This is a genomic window from Rhizobium ruizarguesonis, assembly GCF_012349115.1.
Taxonomy (GTDB): Bacteria; Pseudomonadota; Alphaproteobacteria; order Rhizobiales; family Rhizobiaceae; genus Rhizobium; species Rhizobium ruizarguesonis.
In genome coordinates, this window is sequence record NZ_PQIG01000087.1 from 36846 (window position 1) to 55843 (window position 18998).

Annotated in this window: 24 protein-coding genes and 3 pseudogenes; 9 read left to right on the forward strand and 18 right to left on the reverse strand. The window is 58.6% G+C overall.

Annotation, left to right across the window (positions count from 1 at the left end; translation table 11 throughout):
- Nucleotides 1-388: 388 nt before the first annotated feature.
- The 6 genes from C3Y91_RS20970 to C3Y91_RS20995 all read right to left on the reverse strand — a co-directional run bounded on the left by C3Y91_RS20970 (nt 389) and on the right by C3Y91_RS20995 (nt 4064).
- Entirely contained in the window at nt 389-1396 is a 1008-nt protein-coding gene (locus C3Y91_RS20970; RefSeq protein ID WP_168575748.1) for a DUF3618 domain-containing protein, read from the reverse strand.
- Nucleotides 1396-1812, reverse strand: a complete 417-nt coding sequence (locus tag C3Y91_RS20975) for a phage holin family protein (protein ID WP_168575749.1) — start codon at nt 1810-1812, stop codon at nt 1396-1398. The genes C3Y91_RS20970 and C3Y91_RS20975 overlap by 1 nt, the downstream gene beginning before the upstream one ends.
- Nucleotides 1805-2368: a nutrient deprivation-induced protein gene (locus C3Y91_RS20980; RefSeq protein ID WP_130773430.1), complete on the reverse strand. Its 564-nt coding sequence runs from the start codon at nt 2366-2368 to the stop codon at nt 1805-1807. The genes C3Y91_RS20975 and C3Y91_RS20980 overlap by 8 nt, the downstream gene beginning before the upstream one ends.
- A gap of 182 nt (nt 2369-2550) precedes the next feature.
- Nucleotides 2551-2808, reverse strand: a complete 258-nt coding sequence (locus tag C3Y91_RS20985; RefSeq protein WP_245495588.1) for a hypothetical protein — start codon at nt 2806-2808, stop codon at nt 2551-2553.
- Nucleotides 2809-3421: 613 nt separating this feature from the next.
- Nucleotides 3422-3724 carry a hypothetical protein gene (locus tag C3Y91_RS20990; RefSeq protein WP_168575750.1) on the reverse strand — a complete coding sequence of 101 codons (303 nt, stop codon included), beginning with the start codon at nt 3722-3724 and terminating at the stop codon, nt 3422-3424.
- A 13-nt stretch (nt 3725-3737) separates the two neighbouring features.
- Nucleotides 3738-4064: a hypothetical protein gene (locus C3Y91_RS20995; RefSeq protein WP_168575751.1), complete on the reverse strand. Its 327-nt coding sequence runs from the start codon at nt 4062-4064 to the stop codon at nt 3738-3740.
- A 244-nt stretch (nt 4065-4308) separates the two neighbouring features.
- Here C3Y91_RS20995 and C3Y91_RS21000 point away from each other — a divergent pair, with 244 nt between their 5' ends.
- Nucleotides 4309-4779 carry an Hsp20 family protein gene (locus tag C3Y91_RS21000; RefSeq protein ID WP_168575752.1) on the forward strand — a complete coding sequence of 157 codons (471 nt, stop codon included), beginning with the start codon at nt 4309-4311 and terminating at the stop codon, nt 4777-4779.
- Between the two features lie 272 nt (nt 4780-5051).
- On the opposite strand, the gene C3Y91_RS21005 is transcribed toward C3Y91_RS21000, so the two are convergent.
- Entirely contained in the window at nt 5052-5996 is a 945-nt protein-coding gene (locus tag C3Y91_RS21005; RefSeq protein ID WP_168575753.1) for a DMT family transporter, read from the reverse strand.
- 90 nt (nt 5997-6086) lie between these two features.
- Between C3Y91_RS21005 and C3Y91_RS21010 the strand changes: the two genes are divergently transcribed.
- The gene (locus C3Y91_RS21010; RefSeq protein WP_168575754.1) at nt 6087-6704 is read left to right on the forward strand and encodes a CGNR zinc finger domain-containing protein; all 618 of its coding nucleotides are present in this window, start codon (nt 6087-6089) and stop codon (nt 6702-6704) included.
- Nucleotides 6705-6867: 163 nt separating this feature from the next.
- On the opposite strand, the pseudogene C3Y91_RS21015 reads toward C3Y91_RS21010, so the two are convergent.
- Nucleotides 6868-7409, reverse strand: a pseudogene (locus C3Y91_RS21015) (GXWXG domain-containing protein).
- A gap of 96 nt (nt 7410-7505) precedes the next feature.
- A complete protein-coding gene (locus tag C3Y91_RS38005; protein ID WP_245495589.1) occupies nt 7506-7742 on the reverse strand; it encodes a hypothetical protein in 237 nt (78 codons plus the stop codon).
- 290 nt (nt 7743-8032) lie between these two features.
- On the opposite strand from C3Y91_RS38005, the gene C3Y91_RS21025 reads away from it, so the two are divergent.
- Together C3Y91_RS21025 and C3Y91_RS21030 are read left to right on the forward strand one after the other, a co-directional pair.
- The gene (locus C3Y91_RS21025; protein WP_168575756.1) at nt 8033-8989 is read left to right on the forward strand and encodes an SDR family oxidoreductase; all 957 of its coding nucleotides are present in this window, start codon (nt 8033-8035) and stop codon (nt 8987-8989) included.
- A gap of 187 nt (nt 8990-9176) precedes the next feature.
- The gene (locus tag C3Y91_RS21030; RefSeq protein WP_245495598.1) at nt 9177-9569 is read left to right on the forward strand and encodes a hypothetical protein; all 393 of its coding nucleotides are present in this window, start codon (nt 9177-9179) and stop codon (nt 9567-9569) included.
- Here the strand turns inward: C3Y91_RS21030 and C3Y91_RS38010 are convergent.
- Nucleotides 9547-9812 (reverse strand): annotated as a pseudogene (locus tag C3Y91_RS38010) (YciE/YciF ferroxidase family protein); the annotation flags it as partial. The gene C3Y91_RS21030 and the pseudogene C3Y91_RS38010 sit on opposite strands and share 23 nt — an antisense overlap.
- Before the next feature lie 51 nt (nt 9813-9863).
- Here C3Y91_RS38010 and C3Y91_RS21035 point away from each other — a divergent pair.
- From C3Y91_RS21035 to C3Y91_RS21045, 3 genes are all read left to right on the forward strand, one after another.
- Nucleotides 9864-10439: a cysteine hydrolase family protein gene (locus tag C3Y91_RS21035; RefSeq protein WP_168575757.1), complete on the forward strand. Its 576-nt coding sequence runs from the start codon at nt 9864-9866 to the stop codon at nt 10437-10439.
- 55 nt (nt 10440-10494) lie between these two features.
- Nucleotides 10495-10893 carry a low affinity iron permease family protein gene (locus tag C3Y91_RS21040; protein ID WP_130773448.1) on the forward strand — a complete coding sequence of 133 codons (399 nt, stop codon included), beginning with the start codon at nt 10495-10497 and terminating at the stop codon, nt 10891-10893.
- Nucleotides 10894-11213: 320 nt separating this feature from the next.
- Nucleotides 11214-11453, forward strand: a complete 240-nt coding sequence (locus tag C3Y91_RS21045; RefSeq protein WP_130773450.1) for a hypothetical protein — start codon at nt 11214-11216, stop codon at nt 11451-11453.
- A gap of 232 nt (nt 11454-11685) precedes the next feature.
- On the opposite strand, the gene C3Y91_RS21050 is transcribed toward C3Y91_RS21045, so the two are convergent.
- The 6 genes from C3Y91_RS21050 to C3Y91_RS21075 form a co-directional block, all read right to left on the reverse strand.
- Nucleotides 11686-12780 (reverse strand): sialidase family protein, encoded by a 1095-nt coding sequence (locus C3Y91_RS21050; RefSeq protein ID WP_168575758.1) that lies wholly within the window; start codon nt 12778-12780, stop codon nt 11686-11688.
- A 15-nt stretch (nt 12781-12795) separates the two neighbouring features.
- Complete coding sequence (locus C3Y91_RS38015; protein ID WP_246780208.1) at nt 12796-13344, reverse strand: hypothetical protein; 549 nt, start codon at nt 13342-13344, stop codon at nt 12796-12798.
- Between the two features lie 3 nt (nt 13345-13347).
- On the reverse strand, nt 13348-13626 hold the full coding sequence (locus C3Y91_RS21060) for a hypothetical protein (protein ID WP_168575759.1): 279 nt from the start codon (nt 13624-13626) through the stop codon (nt 13348-13350).
- A 417-nt stretch (nt 13627-14043) separates the two neighbouring features.
- A complete protein-coding gene (locus tag C3Y91_RS21065; protein WP_130773456.1) occupies nt 14044-14277 on the reverse strand; it encodes a hypothetical protein in 234 nt (77 codons plus the stop codon).
- Nucleotides 14278-14711: 434 nt separating this feature from the next.
- Complete coding sequence (locus tag C3Y91_RS21070) at nt 14712-14951, reverse strand: hypothetical protein (RefSeq protein WP_130773458.1); 240 nt, start codon at nt 14949-14951, stop codon at nt 14712-14714.
- 114 nt (nt 14952-15065) lie between these two features.
- On the reverse strand, nt 15066-15566 hold the full coding sequence (locus C3Y91_RS21075; protein ID WP_130773460.1) for a YciE/YciF ferroxidase family protein: 501 nt from the start codon (nt 15564-15566) through the stop codon (nt 15066-15068).
- A gap of 466 nt (nt 15567-16032) precedes the next feature.
- On the opposite strand from C3Y91_RS21075, the gene C3Y91_RS21080 reads away from it, so the two are divergent.
- The gene (locus tag C3Y91_RS21080; RefSeq protein ID WP_130773462.1) at nt 16033-16560 is read left to right on the forward strand and encodes a sigma-70 family RNA polymerase sigma factor; all 528 of its coding nucleotides are present in this window, start codon (nt 16033-16035) and stop codon (nt 16558-16560) included.
- Between the two features lie 216 nt (nt 16561-16776).
- A pseudogene (locus C3Y91_RS21085) lies at nt 16777-17575 on the forward strand (SDR family NAD(P)-dependent oxidoreductase).
- Between the two features lie 30 nt (nt 17576-17605).
- Here C3Y91_RS21085 and C3Y91_RS21090 read toward each other — a convergent pair.
- Both C3Y91_RS21090 and C3Y91_RS21095 read right to left on the reverse strand, forming a co-directional pair.
- Nucleotides 17606-17839: a DUF6894 family protein gene (locus tag C3Y91_RS21090; protein ID WP_245495591.1), complete on the reverse strand. Its 234-nt coding sequence runs from the start codon at nt 17837-17839 to the stop codon at nt 17606-17608.
- 21 nt (nt 17840-17860) lie between these two features.
- A complete protein-coding gene (locus C3Y91_RS21095) occupies nt 17861-18961 on the reverse strand; it encodes a flavodoxin family protein (protein WP_130773466.1) in 1101 nt (366 codons plus the stop codon).
- Nucleotides 18962-18998: the final 37 nt, after the last annotated feature.

Consider the following 18998-nt stretch of genomic DNA (forward strand, 5'->3'; position numbering starts at 1 on the left):
GTTCTCGTCCTTAGACTTTCCGGCCTAACTCGAGAGGACTTTAGGAAGCGGCGGCAAGCGCATGGCGGATAAGCCAGCGATACAGGCCGCGGTTACCGTCCACCTAAGGGTGAATGTAGACGAAGTCGAGTGCAAGACTGCCGCTGCTACGACTGGGTCCATCGCGCGCCGCGGGCCGCGGTCAGAAAATGCGATGAGGCCGCTCGTCGCGCCGGTTCCGTCGTAAAATTTCCATACCTGATGCAGACCGCGACCCGAGCCCTTTGCGAAAGGCGCAACGCGTCAGGGCCGGTAGCGCCGTCCTGAAGTTCGGGACGAGGAGGCGGGTCAGGGAAGACGGCGCCTCTTTTCGCCCGAGATTCTGGAACAACCGGCTTAAATCGCTCTACTAGCCATCGGTTCCGCCGAGGCTGTCCTTGCGATTTGTGTATGTTTCGGCTTCATCCACCACACGTTCCTTGACGGCGTCATGGACATCGGAGGCAACCTCCACGGTCCTGTGGTAGACTTCTGATGCTACCTCTTTGCTCTGCACGAGAACGTCCTGCGCCTGATGGCTGAGGGTGTCTTTCGCGCTATCTGCGGCTTCGCCGACCAAGTAATCTTCGGTGTCAGTATGCGGCAGCGCCGCGCCGATGGCTGCGCCGACTGCGAAAGCCAGAGCACCGCTGACCAGCGGCTGGTCGCGGAAATGGGTGAGGATCGCTTGGTTGAGCTCGCTCGTTTGCTCTTGAAGCCTCGTCGCCGCCGAAGAGGATCGGCTAGACAGCGAACTGGCTGCGCCAGACGCATGCGTACTGAGGTCGCTCGCGACATTTTTCGCCTGCTCCCATTTCTCCGTTGCCCAGCCGGTCGCGGCGTCGAACATTGCGCCAGTCTCGTCGATGATCCGATCGATCCTGTTTCCGCTAACATCGGCGAAACCGCGATAGGTTTTACCTGCCTCGTCGATGAAATGACCAGCACGGCGCCCTGTTTCGTCGGTCAATGCTTTCAACCTCCTGCCGGATTCATCCGCAAAATGGCTGTAACGCGCTCCGTTTTCGATTTCCGGCGGTCCAATCCTGCGGACCTGACCACTGGCCGGATAAAGAGGATATTCAGGTTCGTCCCGCCAAGTCGTTGGGTCGCCTGAGGGTGGACTGCCTTTTGCCATGAGCCAGGTAAGACTTACGCCCAGCAGCGCGACTGGCAGAGGGTTCTCCTTGAGGGCGTAGCCAAGGTTGCTGACGAACTCGCCGCCTCCGCTTCCCTTTGCGTATGCAATGACCTCATCGATGAGCTGGCCTGGTGACATCCGTTCCTGGATTGCGTCAATCCGATCGCCAATCCGGCGGCGGTCCTGGTCTATCTCCCGCTGAAGGTCGGCGGATGTTTTTTCCATTGAAGTTTCCATCAGATTTTATCCTTCACAACATCGACATCACGGCGAAGCGAGGTCACAGTTCGATCCAGTTTCATGTTGTTGCCGCGAAGTGAGGCGAGACCCCGCGACACCAATGCCCACGCGATTCCGGCGACGATGATGCCGACGACCAAAGAGGCCAGCGCACCGGCGGCGGTGTCGGTAAAACCCTGTGTCACGAGGAAGGCCGCAAGAGCGCCAACCAGAGCACTCAGCAGGACGCCGACCGCCCCGATTGCCAGGACCAAGCCGAATAGTAGAATCTCTACGCCGCTAAGCGCTTGCGAGAGTTTTTCCGAAGCCTCCGTCTTGGCAAGATCGATTTCCTTGCGGAGCAGGCCGGTGACGTCGCCAACGAGGCCACTGACGAGTTCAGAGAGGGGTGTGTTTTCTGTAGATTTACTCATTGTTCTCGCCTCCAGTGGTCGTGGGGCCGGGGTGACCAATTGATGGTTCGCGCGAGGCAGCAGCTGTTGGCCTTTTCGCGGAGGCTGTTAGGAAGCGGCTCGCGGCCAGGCCTGCAAGTGCCGCGATCCCAAGAAAGGCGACCGGTTGTTTGCGCCCGAACTCCTCAGTCATGGCGGCGATTTCCCCTATGTCCTTGCCTTCCATCCGCTGAGCGATCGTCTGCACGCTCCGCCCAATTTGCTTGGCATATCGTCCGACCTCTGCTTGACCGGAGCCTTCCAATTCGGCGCCAGCTTTCTCAAGTGCCATCGCAACGCCGCCAAACTGGCGAGCGGCGAAGCTGGTGCGTTGGGAAATGACTTCCCTGGCTTTCTCAACGGCGGTGTCGGCACCGTCTTTGATTGTTTCCCTCGCGGCGGAAACATCTTCGCTCACCTTGGCTTCCAGATCGGCAAAGGACGTGCGCGTTCTCGGCGAGGAAAGGGAACCTGGAGATGAGGACGACGTCTGCTTCGACGCGTCTCTGCCTACCTGATCTGTGAAATCGTTTTGCATGTCTAACCTCCCATTTGGTGCCGGCGATTGCGGCATCTCCGAACCCTGGGTGGCCGGCTTTGTTCCCTATGAGCGCTGTAATATGTTCCTCGGTGGCTCAGAACTCGTAAAGGCTGCGATTGATATGAAGCACAGCGGCGCTCGGCCCTCTATGGCGCTGCGGTCTTTGCCATTTCCCGTTGTCAATTTCTGCTCGGCGTGACGATGGAGGCGGCGATGTAGCGCTCTTCCCCTTCACCGTCGTTGAAGTAGTAGACGGCCAGGCTTGATCGCGCTTCGCGACGCGAGGATAACGGATCAGCCGTGCCGCCGTCGCTCCGAATGGTCGTCTCGGCGCTCCATGTTCTACCGTCGTCGGAGCTCACGCGCATCCTGATGCCGAAAGGCGGATCACGGTAACCGTAGACGCGCAGAAGGCCCAAGCGCGGGCCGATTGCCATTGCTGCCGGTGTCGTCGACGATTACTGCCCTTCGGCGTCCAAGTCCCCTTGGCTGTCGGAGGTGAAGGCTTCTATCCAAGCCTTGTCGCTGCTTGGCCCTATGCGGCGCGTCAGAGGGTGGTATCGCGGATCTGGTGGCTTTCGAACTGCAGAGCAACCTTGCGCAGATAATCGGCGCAGCTGCCCGAGGTGGCCTGCGGCAAGCGCCAGACCCTCGACGGTCATCTCTTCGGGATGAGGCGCGGCATAGGCCGGCCCTGACCGGTTGGCGATGAAGGTGATTGCCCCAAAGGTTTGGCATTCACTCCTGACCGTCACCCAGCGGGACACGTTGGTCAGCGGCTTTGCCGACATTCGCGCATGAGAAACCGGTCGATCAACGCTTCTTGGCGGGCGCGGGACAGGGGTAGAGGATGCCTCGGCAGCTTCCCCCGCACTCACAGGGACCGAGCTCGCCCAGCCTGAGAACGCGCTCAACCGGCGTCGGCAGGTCGCGCGGGAACGCGTTCGCCTGCGACAGGATCGCAATGACTCCGATTGTCTTTGCGACGATGAGAACGGGCGCAGGAATAGCCGGCATACCTGGCGGCCGCACGAGCCTAGACTCGATCTCCTAGTGAAGAACCGCAAGCTTCGCCTCGCGCTCGACAACTCCTTCGACGGTACCGACGAGCTTTGCGGCCCGGCGCAGGATAATGGCACTATATTCGCTGACCGCGATATCGTTGGACATCCGCTCTAGACATCCGGCCACTTCCATCAGCGCCGTGCCGAGCTCGCTCCGGCCCATGCGATCCGCCAACCGCGAAAGCCGGCGAATGTTTTCAACATAGCGCGAAATAACCAGCAGCCGCTGCGTCACAGGCTCCTGGCTCGTGCGGCGATACCGGTGGATTTTGCCCTGGTTGCCCTTCATGGCTGGCCCCCGCTCAACTCTGGAAAATCCGGCGCTGCGCGGGCTGCTTCTGCCAGTCCTCGTCCCACCGCTCATCGAGCTTCTGGAGCGCGCCGAGGCTGTCCCGGTATCGAACCGGCTTGGCGACGCCGGGCGGATGCCGCAACTCCGGCAAGGATTCGACCGCCTTGAGGTCCGACACCCACGAGGCGAGGATGGCGCGCCTCTCGTCGGTCGAAAGAGGCGCCGACACGACCTCGTCCGGGTGGTCGAAGTGCCTGTGCGGATGGAGGATGTGCGACGCCGGCTCCGCGTCGACTGCGGTATTCGAAGGGGTCTGATCAGTGGCGTTCGTATCCATCTTGTGTCTCCCAAAAACTTCCAGCAAACGGAGTTGAAAATCTCCAGGTAAAAAAGAGATTGTTTCAACGAAAACAGCGTTCAAGGGGTTTGAAGCGTCGAGTACAATTTTTTTTAATATGCCTCTTGAACCAAACATCGGTCCAAACCAGATCATTTCCGTCGGCCGCCTGATGGGGCCGACAGAACCGGAGACGCCAAGTTTCCGCGTCTCCATTCCAACTCGCTTTACGGAGGTTTTGGCTATGAGAAATGACTTCGACTTCGCACCGCTTTATCGCTCCAGCATCGGCTTCGACCGCGTCTTCAATCTCCTGAACAACGCAGAGCGCCTGCAGGCCGTCGACACCTGGCCGCCCTATGACATCGTCAAGACTGGCGAGAATGAATACCGGATCCAGATGGCGCTCGCCGGGTTTCCCCAAACGGATCTCGACATCAGCCAGGAGCGCAACGTGCTCATCGTGAAGGGTCAGAAGGCGGAAGAGAAGGACGGTGAATATCTGCACCGCGGTATCGCCGGGCGCGCCTTTGAGCGCCGCTTCGAGCTCGCCGACCACGTCAGGGTTGAAAATGCGTCCCTGACAAATGGCCTTCTCAGCATCGAGCTGAAGCGGGAAATTCCCGAGGCGATGAAGCCCCGCAGGATCGCGATCGGGAGCAGCGCCGAAACGCAGGCTCCGCTGCAGATCGACGCGGAAAGGCAGGTCGCCTGATTTGGAGGGAGCGCCGTTTTAAACGGCGCTCCTGTCTGCGTGTCAAATAGGAAGCCCGCTCATGCAAGTAAGCCGGCGCCGTTTGACGCTCGTGAACCCGCCTGTTGCCAAACGGTCTTCGAGAAAGTTGTTGCAGAAGACGGAAACGAGGAAGAGCGGATCGCTACGACCACGTCAAGCGACAGGCATTCGCAGAAAATATTGAACGAGATGCTTAATAAGACTGATTCAAATGATGCAGATGGCTTGGCAGCTCGCAGCAGCAATCGAATTCAGCTTTCGAGAGCGGTTGCTTCGGTTGCCGTCGCTCCTGACATTGCGAGATAGGCGCCACTCAGCATGATGACGATGCCAACCACATCGGCTGTCGTGACCCGTTCAGCAAAGAAGGCAGCGCCAAGGACGATAGCGATCACGGGCGAGACGAAGGCATAACTCCCGGCGCGCGATGCGCCGATGTCCCGCAGCAGGCGCAGGAAGGTCGTGTAGCCTATCAACGAGCCGAAGATCACCAGGAAGAACCAACCGAGCCATGCGACCGTGCCCCAGTCGCCGGAGAGCGCTGACGCAGCCCCCGGTTCGAAAGCCAAGGCTGCAGTCAGCAGCACCAAGCCTCCGACCAGGGTCGTCATACCTGAAACGAACAGGGCCGGATAAGTTCGCAGGAGTGGACGGGCCAGCACGGAGCCGTAGCCATAGGTGAAGGCCGCTGATGCAACCGCCAAGCCACCCCACAGGCTCGCGCCTGGGAAGGCTTCGGCTGCGCGCGGACTTACATGGGCGGAGGCTGGCCAGAACAAGACAACCAGTCCAGAGACCCCCAGAGTGATCGCAAGAATGCGCCGGCCATCCAACCTCTCTTCGTTGAGGAGGAGGGCGAACACCAGGAGCGCGATGGGGGTGAGCGACATTTCCAGAACGGCGGCAGTCCCGGAATCGATATATTGCATGCCCCAGAATAGTGGGCCGTAGCAAAGCGTGATCATCAGAATGCTGACGGCGGCGAAGCGAAAGCCGTCCTGGACTTTGACGCTCGCAGTTTCGCCTTTGGCCCTGGCGTATAGAAGCAGCAAATTACCGGCAGCGGTGAAACGTGTGCCGGCAAACAGAAGAGGCGGGACGGCCTCGATGCCCGCCTTGGTTCCGATCCAGGTGCTTCCCCAGATCATGCACAACATCAGAAAGCGCAGCTGATTTTTGTTGACGGCGGTGAGCATGAGGGCTCCAATCTTTGTAACGAGTAAAACTCATTTATACCGTTACAATTCGCCCTTGTCCAAAACGTTCCGCAGAACGATATTCAAGTCATGAATACGCAAAAGACAATCTTTGACATAAGCCTGCTTGGCGGTCACCCGGCACTCGACTTCGTCAACACGGTCGATAGTCGCGGTGAGCGTTGGGGGCCGGATTTCCTAAACAGCTACCGTGACCTCGTGGCCTGGGCTTGTCGTCTCGATGTGATCGACGATACGGAATGCGAGACTTTGCTCGTCAAGGCTAAAGGATCGGCGCCTGATGCAGAAAAAGAACTGGGCCAAGCAAAGGAATTGCGGGAGGCCCTCTGCCGACTGTTCATGTCCGAGTTTGATGAAAGCCCGATCAATTCGAATGATCTCAAGCTTGTTGCCGACATGGCCCAATGTGGGCTGTCGCAACGAACCCTGGGCCTAGTTAGAGGCAAGATCGCGTGGCATCGTGCGGATGCCAAAGACTTGGATGCGATTAGCAACCGTATCGCTGCTTTGGGGGCCGAGTTGCTGACGTCGCGAGACGGTCGCCGTCCTGTGCGCGCGTGCCAAGGTCCAAATTGCGGCTGGCTTTTCCTGGATCAATCTCGTGGCGGTCACAGGCGATGGTGCTCGGACAAAACCTGTGGATCGCATGCAAGAGTCCGCAAGTTCCGGGCGGTTCAAGCCGACTGACAAGGGCGAGGCTGATCGGGCCGAATTGATCTTCCTGCGCGATTTTTCAAAGACCGCGGTGTTAGCCGAACCTTACGAACGCTTTGGGGGATAAGTTGTGCAAACTGCCGCTGATGACATCGTCGATGTCCGTCGGGCGTTTCGAAAAGGGCCGCTTTCTGCTTCAAGCGACGCCGTCGCGAAATGACGGTTCAACCTTTCGCAGCCGGAAGAAGTACCTTCTCTCGTCACCTTCGACGCACATCATCCCGGCAACCTCGTGGTCATCTATCCTGCGATAGTAGTCGACGATCTGTTTGTCGTAGACCATCGCCGCCGTCTCCTCGCCGTCAACCATCCTGAGCTTGGCCGACGCTGTTGTTCCACGGGCACGCAACATGTTCTGCAAATATGGGAACACGGTCCGCGCCACGAAAGTGCGCCCGAACGGGGCGATACGGATTGCGAGCCTGATCGGGAGAAACGATGGCTCGATCGGCACGAGACTATCCGGTCGCCATTGAAAAAGCAGGCCGTCGGCCCTGAAGTCGGGATGGAACCGCTTGCCGGTCCACCGCAAGTTTTCGAGCACTCCATCGAGTCGATGCCCCGACGGAATGCCGACGCCGCGCCAAAGCCCGACTAAGTCGCTGGCAGGACTGATTCCAGCGAGCAAAACCACTTGATCGTTCTTTCTGCTGAACCTGCTCCACGCTCTCTTTCAATCCGCTTTTAGAATTTCTCCTGCGTCTCTTCCTCAGGGAGGCCGCGTCCGCAGTCAGCCCAGTCAAGACGGCTCTCGACGCCGTAATGCCCCGCCGGCTATATTCGCTCGGGGTGGTCGAGCGATCCGACGGTCAGTTTGATGAGGTCGTCGTAACCTGAGTGCGGAGGGTCGCCGCAAAACTCATAGCGGCATCGCCGGCATAGACAGCCTCCGGCCCAACGCGATGTCATGCCCACCTCCTCCCGGATAGCGCCGAAGACGAAGGCGAAAGCGGCGACGATCGCCACCGCTGCGATCACCCGATCGCCGACCTTGTCTCTGACGCCCTGCAACAAGCTCCTGATTTTCGATGTCGTCCCGCACACACTCTCGGACGCCGTCTCGGCGATGCGGTCGGCATCTCTGCAAAGCGGGCGGACACAATGGCGGCGGCATCGATGCCATCGAAAGCGGCTGGGGATTCCTTTGGATCTGGCACGGTCGTCCTCCTGGGTGGATGAGGAAGTCGGAGGACGACTGGAAGTTCCATCCTCTCGGGTGCCGGGCCCCGGAGGCTTTCTACTCCCTTCAAACTTTTTCTGCCGTCCGACGTTGTATATCCACAATCGAAGGGAGAGCAGAAATGTCATCCGAAGGCACCGCATCGAAACAACGCGAAATTCAGAAACAGGTCGAGAAGGCCGACAAGAAGGAAAAGCCGAGGTCTTCAGGAGCAATGCAGGCCGGCGCCCGTCGCTATCCGGAACCCCCATTTCCGAAGGTGCACCAGGACAAGCCGGGATCCGAGGCGGATCTGCCCCTAGCGCCGATGTATGACGCGCCATTCTACAAAGGTTCGGAAAAGCTGAAGGACAAGGTCGCTCTGATCACTGGAGGTGATTCCGGCATCGGTCGCTCCGTGGCCATCCTGTTCGCGCGGGAAGGCGCCGACGTCGCAATCGTACATCTCGACGAAAGCGAGGACGCCGATATCACCAAGGCCGCCGTCGAAAAGGAGGGCCGGAAATGCCTGATCATTCGCGGCGACGTCAAGGATGCAGGCTTTTGCCGGACGGCAGTTGAAAAGACCGTAAAGCAGTATTCCAAGCTCGACATTCTGGTCAACAACGCAGCGTTCCAGGTGCACGCGGCGGAGATCGAAGATCTGACCGACGAGCATTTCGACGAGACGTTGAAGACGAATCTCTACGGCTATTTCTTTATGGCCAAGGCGGCGATCCCGCATCTGAAGAACGGTTCTGCCATTATCAACACAGGATCCGTAACCGGCATCGAAGGCTCGAAGGAACTGTTGGACTACTCCATGACGAAGGGCGGAATTCACGCCTTTACAAAAGCACTCTCCGGTCAGCTGGTCCCCAAAGGCATTCGCGTCAACGCAGTCGCCCCCGGCCCGGTCTGGACGCCACTCAACCCATCGGACAAGGAAGCGAACGATATCGAGAAGTTCGGCGGCAAGACGCCGATGAAGCGCGCTGCCCAGCCCGAAGAGATCGCGCCGGCATACGTATTCCTGGCGTCGGCGCAGATGTCCAGCTACATCACCGGCGAAATTCTTCCGATCGTGGGCGGCTACTGAGGAGCGAGTATGCACTGATAGGATTTTCAGCTGCTGGATCAAGGCGTCAAGCAGGTGGTCGTTATGTTCCCGCGCGCGATGGCCGGCGAGGTACTGCTTGCTTGTTGATCTTTTCCAGTATCAGCCCGAATTCGTGAACCGGTTCGTCCGGCTCGTCGAGTTGTCAACCCGCTGCCCCTCCGACGAAATGCTCGGCAGGAATTGCCGCTTCCTGCAAGGAGCAGGATCCTCTTCGGCCGCGGTCGCCGCGACCCGGCTTGCCGTCGCCGAGCGTCGCGGGATGAGTATCGAAATCCTAGGCTATCGGCAAGATGCCGGTCCCTTCTGGAATTCCCTTCATATCAGCCCGATCGAGCACGACGCAGGCGAGATCACCACCTCTTCCCTCCAAGATCGACGTCAGCGAATTCAGAAAGGTGCAGTCAAGTCCCTCAAAGCGCCGTCTACTGTTGGAGGTCGACCACCGCTCGTCGTCCGCCTGGCCGGCCGACAGGGCGAGGCAGGCTGCCGTGTCCAGCAAACGGTGCAAGCCTCGTCTATCCCACAGGCCTTCTCGTTAGGATCTCCTCGCCTTGGGTAATGATGCCCTGGATGCCTGCGCAGGTCTTGCCAAGCGCGGGTTTTCCGACGGCCTCAAAGACCGGTTCATGCGCTCGAACCGGCCTGCAATCTCGACGCGGTGCTGCAGGAATCCTGCTTTGCCTTCTTCGGATTGTGCGGCGCCCACGCCAAATTCGGCCGGCCTACAGGATCTGCTTTTCGGCGAAATAGATGTCCTCGAGCGTATCAAGGAAAGGTCGTCGAGAGCCTTCGTGGTTGCCATTAGGAACCTCTCCATGCCCACGAAGTTAAAATCGAAGGGGGAGGAAAGCCGATGAACGAGAATTGGATCCATCTTTGTATCGACATGCAGCGGGTGTTCGCGGAGGACACGCCCTGGCATGTACCATGGATGCGGGAAGTGTCGCCTCAGATCGAGGAAATAGCCAGTCGCTATGCCGAGCGGACGGTGTTCACCCGCTTCATCACGCCGGAAAAGCCGGAACAAATGTCGGGGATGTGGCGGGCCTACTACCAAAAATGGCGGACAATGACGCGCGCGCAACTCGATCCGGGTTTGCTCGACATCGTGCCAACGCTGACGCATCTTATCCCGCCGGCACGCATATTCGACAAGGTGACATATTCGCCGTGGATAGACGGTGAACTTCACCAAATCCTGTCAACGGAGGCAGTCGATGCACTCGTTCTCACCGGAGGGGAGACCGACGTCTGCGTGCTTGCTGCAGCGATGGGCGCGATCGATCTGGGATATCGCGTGATCGTGCTGCGCGATGCCGTGTGCAGCGGCGCCGACGAGACGCACGACGCATCACTTGAAGTGCTGGGCGACAGATTTTCTGTGCAGCTCGATCTGCTTACCACGGAAGAGTTCCTCAGTTCGCTCTAATGAGGCTGCGGAACCGCAACTTTGTTGTCGCGTTTTGCCAGCGCTGGAGGAATGTATGTCCAAGTTTTTTTCAAAGTTCGCTACCCATATCTCCGACCTCTCGGGCAGGCCCGGAACCTTCGTTGTCGCCGTCACACTTGTGATCGGTTGGGCGATGCTTGGGCCCTTCTTCGGTTATTCCGAGACTTGGCAGCTCGTGATCAACACGAGCACCACTATCATAACGTTCCTAATGGTCTTCGTTCTCCAGAACTCACAGAACCGCGATGGAAAGGCCCTGCAGGCAAAGCTTGACGAGCTCATCCTAACGTCGCAGGCTCAGAATAAATTCGTCGGGATCGAAAAGCTCGATGAGGAGGAGTTGCGAAAGATGAGCAAGACGCTCGCCGAAAAAGCGGAGCGCGCCGAGAACGCCGCCGACGAAAAGGCGGAAAGCAAACAGGCACCGGCCTAATCGTCTCCAGGTGCGACCGCAGCGATGCGCGATGAAAAGCTGATTTCGATGAGGCGCCGAATGGCGCAGAACAGCGCGAGTTCGTTGCTTCGAGACCGCATAGGGTCTCTGGAAGGTCCGATTGCGCAACGAAGACCTCTTCCATTCGCGGTGCGATCGGATGGCCAGTCCTTGATCAGGATATACGCTGCGGGGCCGAGCGTGCGTATAATCCTACCCCGGGGTCCCGACCTTGCACCAAGGCGCCCGCGCCGTGGCTGCTTGGTGGTTGAAGGTTTTCGGCGCGGTCCTAGATTTCATCGCTGAACAAGGAGATCCACATGGCTGGACGCGATGTCGAGCCGGTGGCTGCGGTGGTATCCGAGGCTGTCCGGCGCTGGTACGAGTTCTACGAGATCACGCCCGACAACAAGGCGTCGGACGTCCTTTGCAACGCGGCACTCAATTTCTACGGAGACGGCTATCGGGCGATCGACGACATTGCCACGCTGCTGATCGGGACGTATCCCGGGCTGTCGGCCACGCGAATCAACGCGCCGACATCGCAAGCTGTCCACTAGGACCGATCGACCTAATTGTATCCAGATCATGCCGCAGCGAGATGAATGAATCCTGTAAGCACGTCGCCGGGAATGATCTGGTTGCCAAATGCCAGGCCTTGACGGGCCATTGCGTTGAATTCCGATATTCCGATCTCGTCCCGTGCAACTTGTCGGCTGGAACGTGCTTTCAGCGCCACGACGGGAATAGGGCGCCAATGTGGATACGAGCGAACATTCGTGGCTTCCACTGTTAATTACTGATCGGGGCGACGATGGAGGCCGCGATGTAGCGCTCCTCCCCTTCACCGTCGTTGAAGTAGTAGACGGCCAGTATGGACGCTTGATCTCGCTTCACGACGCGAGGATAACCGAGATCAGCCGTGCCGCCGTCGCTCCGAATGGTCTTCTCGGCGCTCCATGTTCTACCGTCGTCGGAGCTCACGCGCATCCTGATGCCAAATGGCGCATCACGATAACCGTAGACGAGAAGAAGCATGTCGTCGATCCGCCCGAGAGCGGGCGGATTGCCATTGCTGCCGGTGTCGTCGACGATGCAGCCTTTCGGCGTCCAAGTCCTCCCTTGGTCGTCGGAGGCGAAGGCTTCTATCCAGCCCTTGTCGCCGCCTGTCCCCATGCAGCGCGTCAGCGTCAAAATGGTCCCACTCGACAGTGTTGTCGATGCCGGCATGATCGAATACCCGTCGGGTTGTGGACCGACAAAGCCTTGAAGGACGAAGGTGCGCCCGCCGTCGGCCGTGCGTGCGCAGAACACCCTGCCTTCCGCACCATCCTCTTTGGAGGTGCTCAGCATGAAGAGCGCATCGTCCCTGCCAAGAGGAACGATATCGGTTCGGGCACAGATCGGAATGTCCAGACCAGTGAAAGCATATGGACCTTGCCACGTCAGTGCCCGATCCCGGCTGACATAGAACCAGCTCATAGCATCGCCGCTCACATCGGTTCTGGCACACAGAATGACCGTCTCAGGGTCGAGGAAATCTATGGGATCATCCAGGGGGCAGAGGTCGTCATTGGCTGACAGACAGGAACGAACCTTGAGATCGGCGTTCAAGTGTTCATCGGCCGAAAGTGACAGCCCACCTGGCACATGGCCGGAAAACGGCTCGCTCATCCAGGTCAAGCCGCCGTCCAGGCTGCGTGTCTGCCAAGGCACGAACGGGTAATCACGGTTTAGTTCGTGAAGCGCCCCTTGCGCGCCGAGTTTGCCGCGCGCGAAAACGGCGACCACTTCGTCACCCCATGACCACAGACCATAGTTCGCGGGCCAACCTGCGAACTCGCCGCGTTTGCGGTAGACCTCGAGATTGCGGCAGTGCATGTCCATGGGAGCTCCAGGCTGTCAGAGCACCTCGACTGGAAGTGCCCGCACCAGCAATGCATCCTGTCTGAGCAGCTGTTCGAGGTTGCGACGATATTGGTGCCACCAGGCCTTATCAAGAGTGTCCACCATAACTTCAATTACGATGACGTCATCCTCTTCCGCGCCCTCGCCGTTGGACCAAAGCCCTTTTGCCGGGGAGTTGAGATATGCCGTCGCCCCGCCATGCCTTTCCGTCATCTCGCGCTGAACTGTCGCGATGACGTCTTCTACGTCGATCGGCACTTGCGGCGCCGCCGGAATAAATACTTGTATTAAATGCATGCCTGGTTCTCCTCCTCGCCTGGCATCGAAGATTTGACGGAGTTCCGCTGGTTCGGCGGGCGTCTTGCGGAACCGTGATACTCTTGCCGCCGCAAGCGGGAGGGCGACATGATTGCCAGCGCTGAAAGGTCCTTTCTGCTGCGAACGGTGGTCGTTGATCCCCAGGATTGCGCAGGCGTTTTGCTTGACGATGTTCCCCGGCAGATCCTCGCTGCACCTGACGACGGCGCCGACACGTTTTGCCACCTATCAAAAAGATGACGAGGGAACCACGCCCATAGTTGGCACAGGTGGCTCCTGCTTCGGCCTCGTTACGTTTTGCTTATCGCTGGCACTCAATGCTTCGCGCACTTCATTCTCGTCCCAACCCGCCTCGATGGCTGAAGTCACGAGCGTCTCGATTTTCCCGGTTTCCGGGGCCTGCGAAGTCTCGTCCAGGTGGAGCCTGGCAGTTTCAAGACATTGACGGAGGTTCGAAGCGCGGTTGGCGTCTTCTCGGTGGTAGCTCGGCGATGCGACATAAGTCATTTGGAAGCTCCTTGCTGATCAAGAGGAACACCTGAGCAGAATGGCGGTTCCACCGCTTGCCTGATTGAACTGAACCTACGCTCCTCGCGAAAATGCAAGCGTTCAGGCCTGCCTGCATAAGGAATCGAACGAGCGCGCCAGGCCTTGTCTGGGCGCCGGAACAAGCAGTCTCGCCTGCAATCTCGAATCGCCTGGTCCGCCGTCCCATTCGGCGCGTGCGAACATGCCTTTCCCGACATTCGAATGAATTCGCCAGCGGACTCGTTGATTTTCCCAATCTGAACCTCTCTGTTGGCGGCGCCTAGACGCGCGGCTGGCAGACAAGGCCGAGACAGGTCTTGATGACCTGCGCCTGAAAAATTCTGGCTTCCCGGTACGTCCGCGGAAGGTCGACGACAGGACTTTTGTTGTCGATGCTTATTCGGCGGCCTGCTGCGGGTGAAGAATGAGGGCCCTCGGCATGGCGATCCGAACCAGAAACTCGTAGTCATCAACCATACGATGGACATCCGATCCGGTGCTGGCGACAGCCCAATAGTCGCGGGCGGTCCCGAACACGGTCGAAATTTTCACAACTTCCCAGGCGCTTCCTAATTCCCGGCGTCTGGCCCAGTAGAAGCACTCTGATTCAAGACTGGACAACTCAAGCATCCGCGAACTCCCAAATCGCCTAAGTCGCATACCACGGTGAACCGTTCGTTGGAGCTGGGTCCAACTTAAGACAGCCAATCCGACTAATGGTGACCCTACATGATCGTCCAACGGCTGTCATCGCTTGCTGCAAAAAACCCCAAGCCATTGCGAAGCCGCCCCGTCGACGTAGTGTGAGGCTCAGCCCAAAAACGAGTTTGCGGAATGCCGCTGGTACCGATTGAAGAGCGGAATTCGCTTTCATGTGTTTAGTGCGGAATTGCGCTCATTGATGTCCTTGGCAAGGGCCATGGCCGAAGTCAACGTGCAATTTGTCAACGGCGACGCTCAATGCTTTTGATGAATCGGCACCAATCTTGACTGCGTCGGTCGCCAGGATTTGGCTCCCCCTGTTGACCGAGCTCACCAACGTCGATCGATTGCGTTTCGGTCGACTAAGCGCCTATCGACGCATGCACCTGCCCGCAGACCGCAAGGCTCTCACGCATTGCCTTCACCCGCATTTCGGCATCTTCAAATGAATAGGCCCAGATCTTGGCAGACCAAGTCGACAGGCCCATCTCGTATTCCAGTGCGAAGAGATACATGATCTGCCCGTGTTCGTCCTTTCGGACGAATTGGGCGTCAGGCCGTTCGCGGGTGTCGCGGAGTTTATCGAAACTGATTACGCTCATATCGAACTCGTCTAACACTGAGGCATAATGGCTTGCCGTCTATCGCCGAAGCGGCGTGCAAAAGCCGAACGATGAACGGCCGCCATGCGGCGGCCGTGAAGGCGCATTTCCGTATCAGGCAGCTCGCTTTCCCTTGGCATTTGCTGAGGTCTCGGCAAATTGCGTGAGTTTCTTGTCGGTCGCCTCTTCTTCCGCAAGGGTTGCCTGCAGCAGCGGGACGGCGTCCTTGAGGCCGAGTTGCTTTGCCCATGCGATCAACGTGCCATAGCGGGCGATCTCGTAGTGCTCCACGGCCTGTGCCGAAGAGATCAGTCCGGCATCCAGGGCAACCGTGCCCTTGAACTCCTCCATGATCTCATCAGCTTCGGCAAGGATTCCCTGAATGGCTTCGCAGGTCTTGCCACGTGCTGGCTTGCCGATCATGTCAAAAATCTGTTCGAGACGTTCGACCTGGGCTTGGGTCTCGTCACGATGCTGCAGAAAACCGGCCTTGCCTTCCTCCGACTGGGCGGCGCGGGCTATTTTCGGCAGCGCCTTCAGGATCTGTTTTTCGGCGTAGTAAATATCCTTGAGCGTGTCGAGGAACAGATCGTTCAGCGTCTTCTCGGTTGCCATCGAGTCCTCCTATGGCGTGTTGATGAGTTCTCGCTCGGTCGAACATTTGAGCGCGGAGATGACGCCCCGGTAAAGCTGGCGCCGTCTCTGTCCGGCCAATGACGAGACCGACTCAAGGGGTTGCAGTCGGCGATAGATCAAACCATTGCCGACGTTTGTTGTTCCTGCCCTGCCTATCTTTTCACGAGAGCTGGCACGTTACGCACGGCGCTCGCCCGATAACGTGAATGTTATCAATGCTGTGCGGCGTCGCGCTGGAACGATTTTTGCCGAACCCTCGTTTGGAATCCGGATCGTATCGCCTTCCAGCGATGACTTTGGACGATCCGCCACTGCCTTCCGGCATCTTCATGCGTTCTGTTGTTTTGGAAGAGGTCTGCCGATGAGCAAAAACGAGATTTTCGTCCGATATCGTACAGCAACAATTAAGATGTCCGGAACTTTCCTTTGATCCCAGGAGAGAAAAATGACGTCTCTATCTTCACCACGTCCCGCGTCGCATTGCGAGGAAACATCCTCGATCGAGCTGGAGATTGTCGAACTGACACCGGCGTTGCATGCTTTTGCCCGAAGATTCCTGCGGAGTGAGGACGACATCAATGATCTCGTCCAGGAAACGCTGCTGAAGGCGTTGAATTCGATCCAGCTCTACCATCCCGGCACCTCTCTCAAATCCTGGCTCTTCACCATCCTTCGAAATACGTTCTGCAGCAACTATCGTCGGCGCAAGCGCGAGCCGGTCGGAATGGATGTGACCATGGAACAGGTCGCGGTCGCCCCGAGCCAGGAGTGGGCGCTTCGCGAGCGTGAGCTGCGACAAGCCCTGACGCGCCTCTCCGACGACAGGCGCCGCGCACTGACGCTGGTGGCCGCTGGAACGAGCTATGAAGATGCGGCCAGGATCTGCGGCTGCCGAATCGGCACCTTGAAGAGCCGCGTCAGCCGGGCCCGTGAAACCTTGCAGTCGCTGCTTGGGAACCAGCTGGTCGACTAACCGCGCTTCTGCTTCCGCCACGAGTCAAGCCGGCATGGGAAGAATCGGGATGGCGGGTTCGCATAGCCGTCTCCTTGTCGCAGTTGAACATGGCGCGCCATATGCCGAATGCCCCGAGGCTTCTGCGTGTCGCAGAAGAGGCGTTTTTCGCCGGAACATATCTTCTCTTTTCAGGTTCGGTGGCTTCACCTTTTTCCGAAGTCTAGGAGCCAAAACATGGATAGAAATGAACTTGGTAAAGGTCTCGCCGTGATCACCGGCGCCTCGCGCGGCATTGGCTATGAACTTGCCAAATGCGCCGCGCGGGAGGGCTATGATCTGATCATTGCGGCCGACGAGACACGTATCCAGCAGGCAGCGGCGAGCCTGAACGAGTTTGGCACCTCGGTCCAGGCGATCGAAACCGACCTTTCCACCGAAGACGGCGTCGACCGGCTGATGGAAGCCATCGAAGCTTCCGGGCGTTCGGTCGATCTGCTGATGGCCAATGCCGGGCGCGGCCGCGGCAAGGGTTTCCTCGACCAGGATTTGTGGAGGCTCGGAAAGTCGTCGATACGAATATCGTCGGCACCATCTATCTCGTCCGACAGATCGGCAACCTGATGCGCAGCCGCGGCGAGGGGCGCATTCTGCTCACCGGCTCCATCGCCGGCTTCATGCCCGGTTCCTACCAGGCCGTCTACAATGGCACGAAGGCTTTCATCAACAGCTTCTCCTTCGCGTTGCGCGAGGAATTGAAGGATACAGGCGTGACCGTCAGCTGCCTGATGCCCGGCGCGACCGACACGGAGTTTTTCAGGCGCGCCGACCTCATGGCACCTCGGTCGGACAGGCAAAGAAGGATGATCCGGCCGAGGTCGCCCAGATCGGCTTTGACGCCATGATGGACGGCGAAGGAGATGTCGTCAGCGGCTGGAAGAACAAGCTGCAGGCAGCAGTCACCAACGTGACACCGGCAAGCATCCTTGCGCATCAGCATGCCAAGATGGCTGAACCAGGTTCGGGCAACAAATAGCCGCGTAGCGGGCGTGCCAGACAAGACCTCTCAATCGATCACCGTCGACAGGAACGGCACTGCCAGCACACGGTTGCCGTCCTCATCATCGATCTCGAATATCTTGTCCTGAATGCGCTGTCCCTGCATGACCAGTTCTGCGACCATTTCGCGGGCAGCCTTAAGGGCTTCCTGCTCGGCAGCCCGAACGCTGGAAAATTCTATCCCTTCGAGATCCCGTTCGACCTGGTCGCCGTGGCGAATATGAAAGTAGAATCTCGTCATCACCATCCCCCATTCGATCGCTCATTTCTCCCGCGGCTGCTCTAACCGTCTTCCCGCCGTCACCATCTTGCCGTTGCGTCGTGACGTGATGGCTTCCAACAGCGTTCGGGCGGCGTTGCGCACTTCCTCCTGAAAGGCTTTATCTCTTTCAAAAGCATCGTGGCTGGTGGCGTAGGGCTCCCAGTAACCGATGTACCGGTCGACCTCGGCCAAGGGTCCGGCCGGGATAAGGTCCATCGACGTCAGCCAGTTCGAGACGCTGCGGCGGACATTCTCGACACCTTCGGTATCGCCGTGGACGACGACCGAAAAAAGGCGGCCGGAAAGATGGCGAGGATAGTCCCATCCCTGCATCTCAAGCTCCTTGGCCTCCTTGGCATGTTTGCCATGGGTGCTTGTCGGATCCGGATTGCCGCCGTCGGCACAGACGAGCCGGTCGATCATCAGTTTCAGCGGCGAGGGCGTCTGGTACCAGTTCACCGGGGTGACGATCATGATGCCATGCGCCTCGACCCACATAGGATAGATGTCGTTCATCCAATCGTGGATTTGTCCGAGGGAATAGTTCGGGTAGCAGGAGCAAGGCCAGTGACAGAGTGCGGCTGATGTCGAGAAGCACGCCTTGCACGGATGAATCTGTCGGCCATATTCAGAAGCGACTCGACTGAGGTCGAGGACGTGGACGATGGCACCGGCTCGGGCAAACACTTCTTTGGCGATCTCGATCATCCGAAAACTTTTCGAAAGCTCGCCCGGACAGGTATGTTCGCTTCTCGAAGATCCGTTGATGAGGAGGACGCGCGATGGCGCGGTCTCGTCCTCGAAGCGCGCTTGCGCAGCGTGGATTTCGTCTTTCGCCGCGAGCCAATCGACGGCGAGATCGTAATCGGGATCGGCAAAGCCTAATCCAGCCTTACGGGTGATCGGGCTCTTTCGCGAATGGGCGTAAGCATCCCAGGCAGCCGCTGCGACCTTGCCGAGTTCATCTTCCAGGGTCTGATACGCCCCATCCTTGAACTGGCTCAGGAAACGTTTCTTGAATTCGCTCTCGTCGAGGCGAGGGCTTGGGCTGCCTTTTCTGGGTTCGAGGTCAGGTGCGGTTGCGGCTGGTTCGTCAGGCATGGGGCCTCCACGCATCTATGCGCTCGGCACAACGCAG

Excerpts from the sequence above, each read along its gene's own strand:
- C3Y91_RS21045 (WP_130773450.1), top strand. The coding sequence starts at position 11,214 with ATGGCTGGACGCGATGTCGAGCCGGTGGCTGCGGTGGTATCCGAGGCT.
- C3Y91_RS21040 (WP_130773448.1), top strand. The coding sequence starts at position 10,495 with ATGTCCAAGTTTTTTTCAAAGTTCGCTACCCATATCTCCGACCTCTCG.
- C3Y91_RS21050 (WP_168575758.1), bottom strand. The coding sequence starts at position 12,780 with ATGGACATGCACTGCCGCAATCTCGAGGTCTACCGCAAACGCGGCGAG.
- C3Y91_RS20980 (WP_130773430.1), bottom strand. The coding sequence starts at position 2,368 with ATGCAAAACGATTTCACAGATCAGGTAGGCAGAGACGCGTCGAAGCAG.
- C3Y91_RS21035 (WP_168575757.1), top strand. The coding sequence starts at position 9,864 with ATGAACGAGAATTGGATCCATCTTTGTATCGACATGCAGCGGGTGTTC.
- C3Y91_RS21025 (WP_168575756.1), top strand. The coding sequence starts at position 8,033 with ATGTCATCCGAAGGCACCGCATCGAAACAACGCGAAATTCAGAAACAG.
- C3Y91_RS21065 (WP_130773456.1), bottom strand. The coding sequence starts at position 14,277 with ATGCTTGAGTTGTCCAGTCTTGAATCAGAGTGCTTCTACTGGGCCAGA.
- C3Y91_RS21000 (WP_168575752.1), top strand. The coding sequence starts at position 4,309 with ATGAGAAATGACTTCGACTTCGCACCGCTTTATCGCTCCAGCATCGGC.
- C3Y91_RS21070 (WP_130773458.1), bottom strand. The coding sequence starts at position 14,951 with ATGAGCGTAATCAGTTTCGATAAACTCCGCGACACCCGCGAACGGCCT.
- C3Y91_RS20990 (WP_168575750.1), bottom strand. The coding sequence starts at position 3,724 with ATGAAGGGCAACCAGGGCAAAATCCACCGGTATCGCCGCACGAGCCAG.
- C3Y91_RS21030 (WP_245495598.1), top strand. The coding sequence starts at position 9,177 with ATGCTCGGCAGGAATTGCCGCTTCCTGCAAGGAGCAGGATCCTCTTCG.
- C3Y91_RS21095 (WP_130773466.1), bottom strand. The coding sequence starts at position 18,961 with ATGCCTGACGAACCAGCCGCAACCGCACCTGACCTCGAACCCAGAAAA.
- C3Y91_RS20995 (WP_168575751.1), bottom strand. The coding sequence starts at position 4,064 with ATGGATACGAACGCCACTGATCAGACCCCTTCGAATACCGCAGTCGAC.
- C3Y91_RS20970 (WP_168575748.1), bottom strand. The coding sequence starts at position 1,396 with ATGGAAACTTCAATGGAAAAAACATCCGCCGACCTTCAGCGGGAGATA.
- C3Y91_RS21010 (WP_168575754.1), top strand. The coding sequence starts at position 6,087 with ATGAATACGCAAAAGACAATCTTTGACATAAGCCTGCTTGGCGGTCAC.
- C3Y91_RS21090 (WP_245495591.1), bottom strand. The coding sequence starts at position 17,839 with ATGACGAGATTCTACTTTCATATTCGCCACGGCGACCAGGTCGAACGG.
- C3Y91_RS21005 (WP_168575753.1), bottom strand. The coding sequence starts at position 5,996 with ATGCTCACCGCCGTCAACAAAAATCAGCTGCGCTTTCTGATGTTGTGC.
- C3Y91_RS21060 (WP_168575759.1), bottom strand. The coding sequence starts at position 13,626 with ATGACTTATGTCGCATCGCCGAGCTACCACCGAGAAGACGCCAACCGC.
- C3Y91_RS21075 (WP_130773460.1), bottom strand. The coding sequence starts at position 15,566 with ATGGCAACCGAGAAGACGCTGAACGATCTGTTCCTCGACACGCTCAAG.
- C3Y91_RS20985 (WP_245495588.1), bottom strand. The coding sequence starts at position 2,808 with ATGGCAATCGGCCCGCGCTTGGGCCTTCTGCGCGTCTACGGTTACCGT.
- C3Y91_RS20975 (WP_168575749.1), bottom strand. The coding sequence starts at position 1,812 with ATGAGTAAATCTACAGAAAACACACCCCTCTCTGAACTCGTCAGTGGC.
- C3Y91_RS21080 (WP_130773462.1), top strand. The coding sequence starts at position 16,033 with ATGACGTCTCTATCTTCACCACGTCCCGCGTCGCATTGCGAGGAAACA.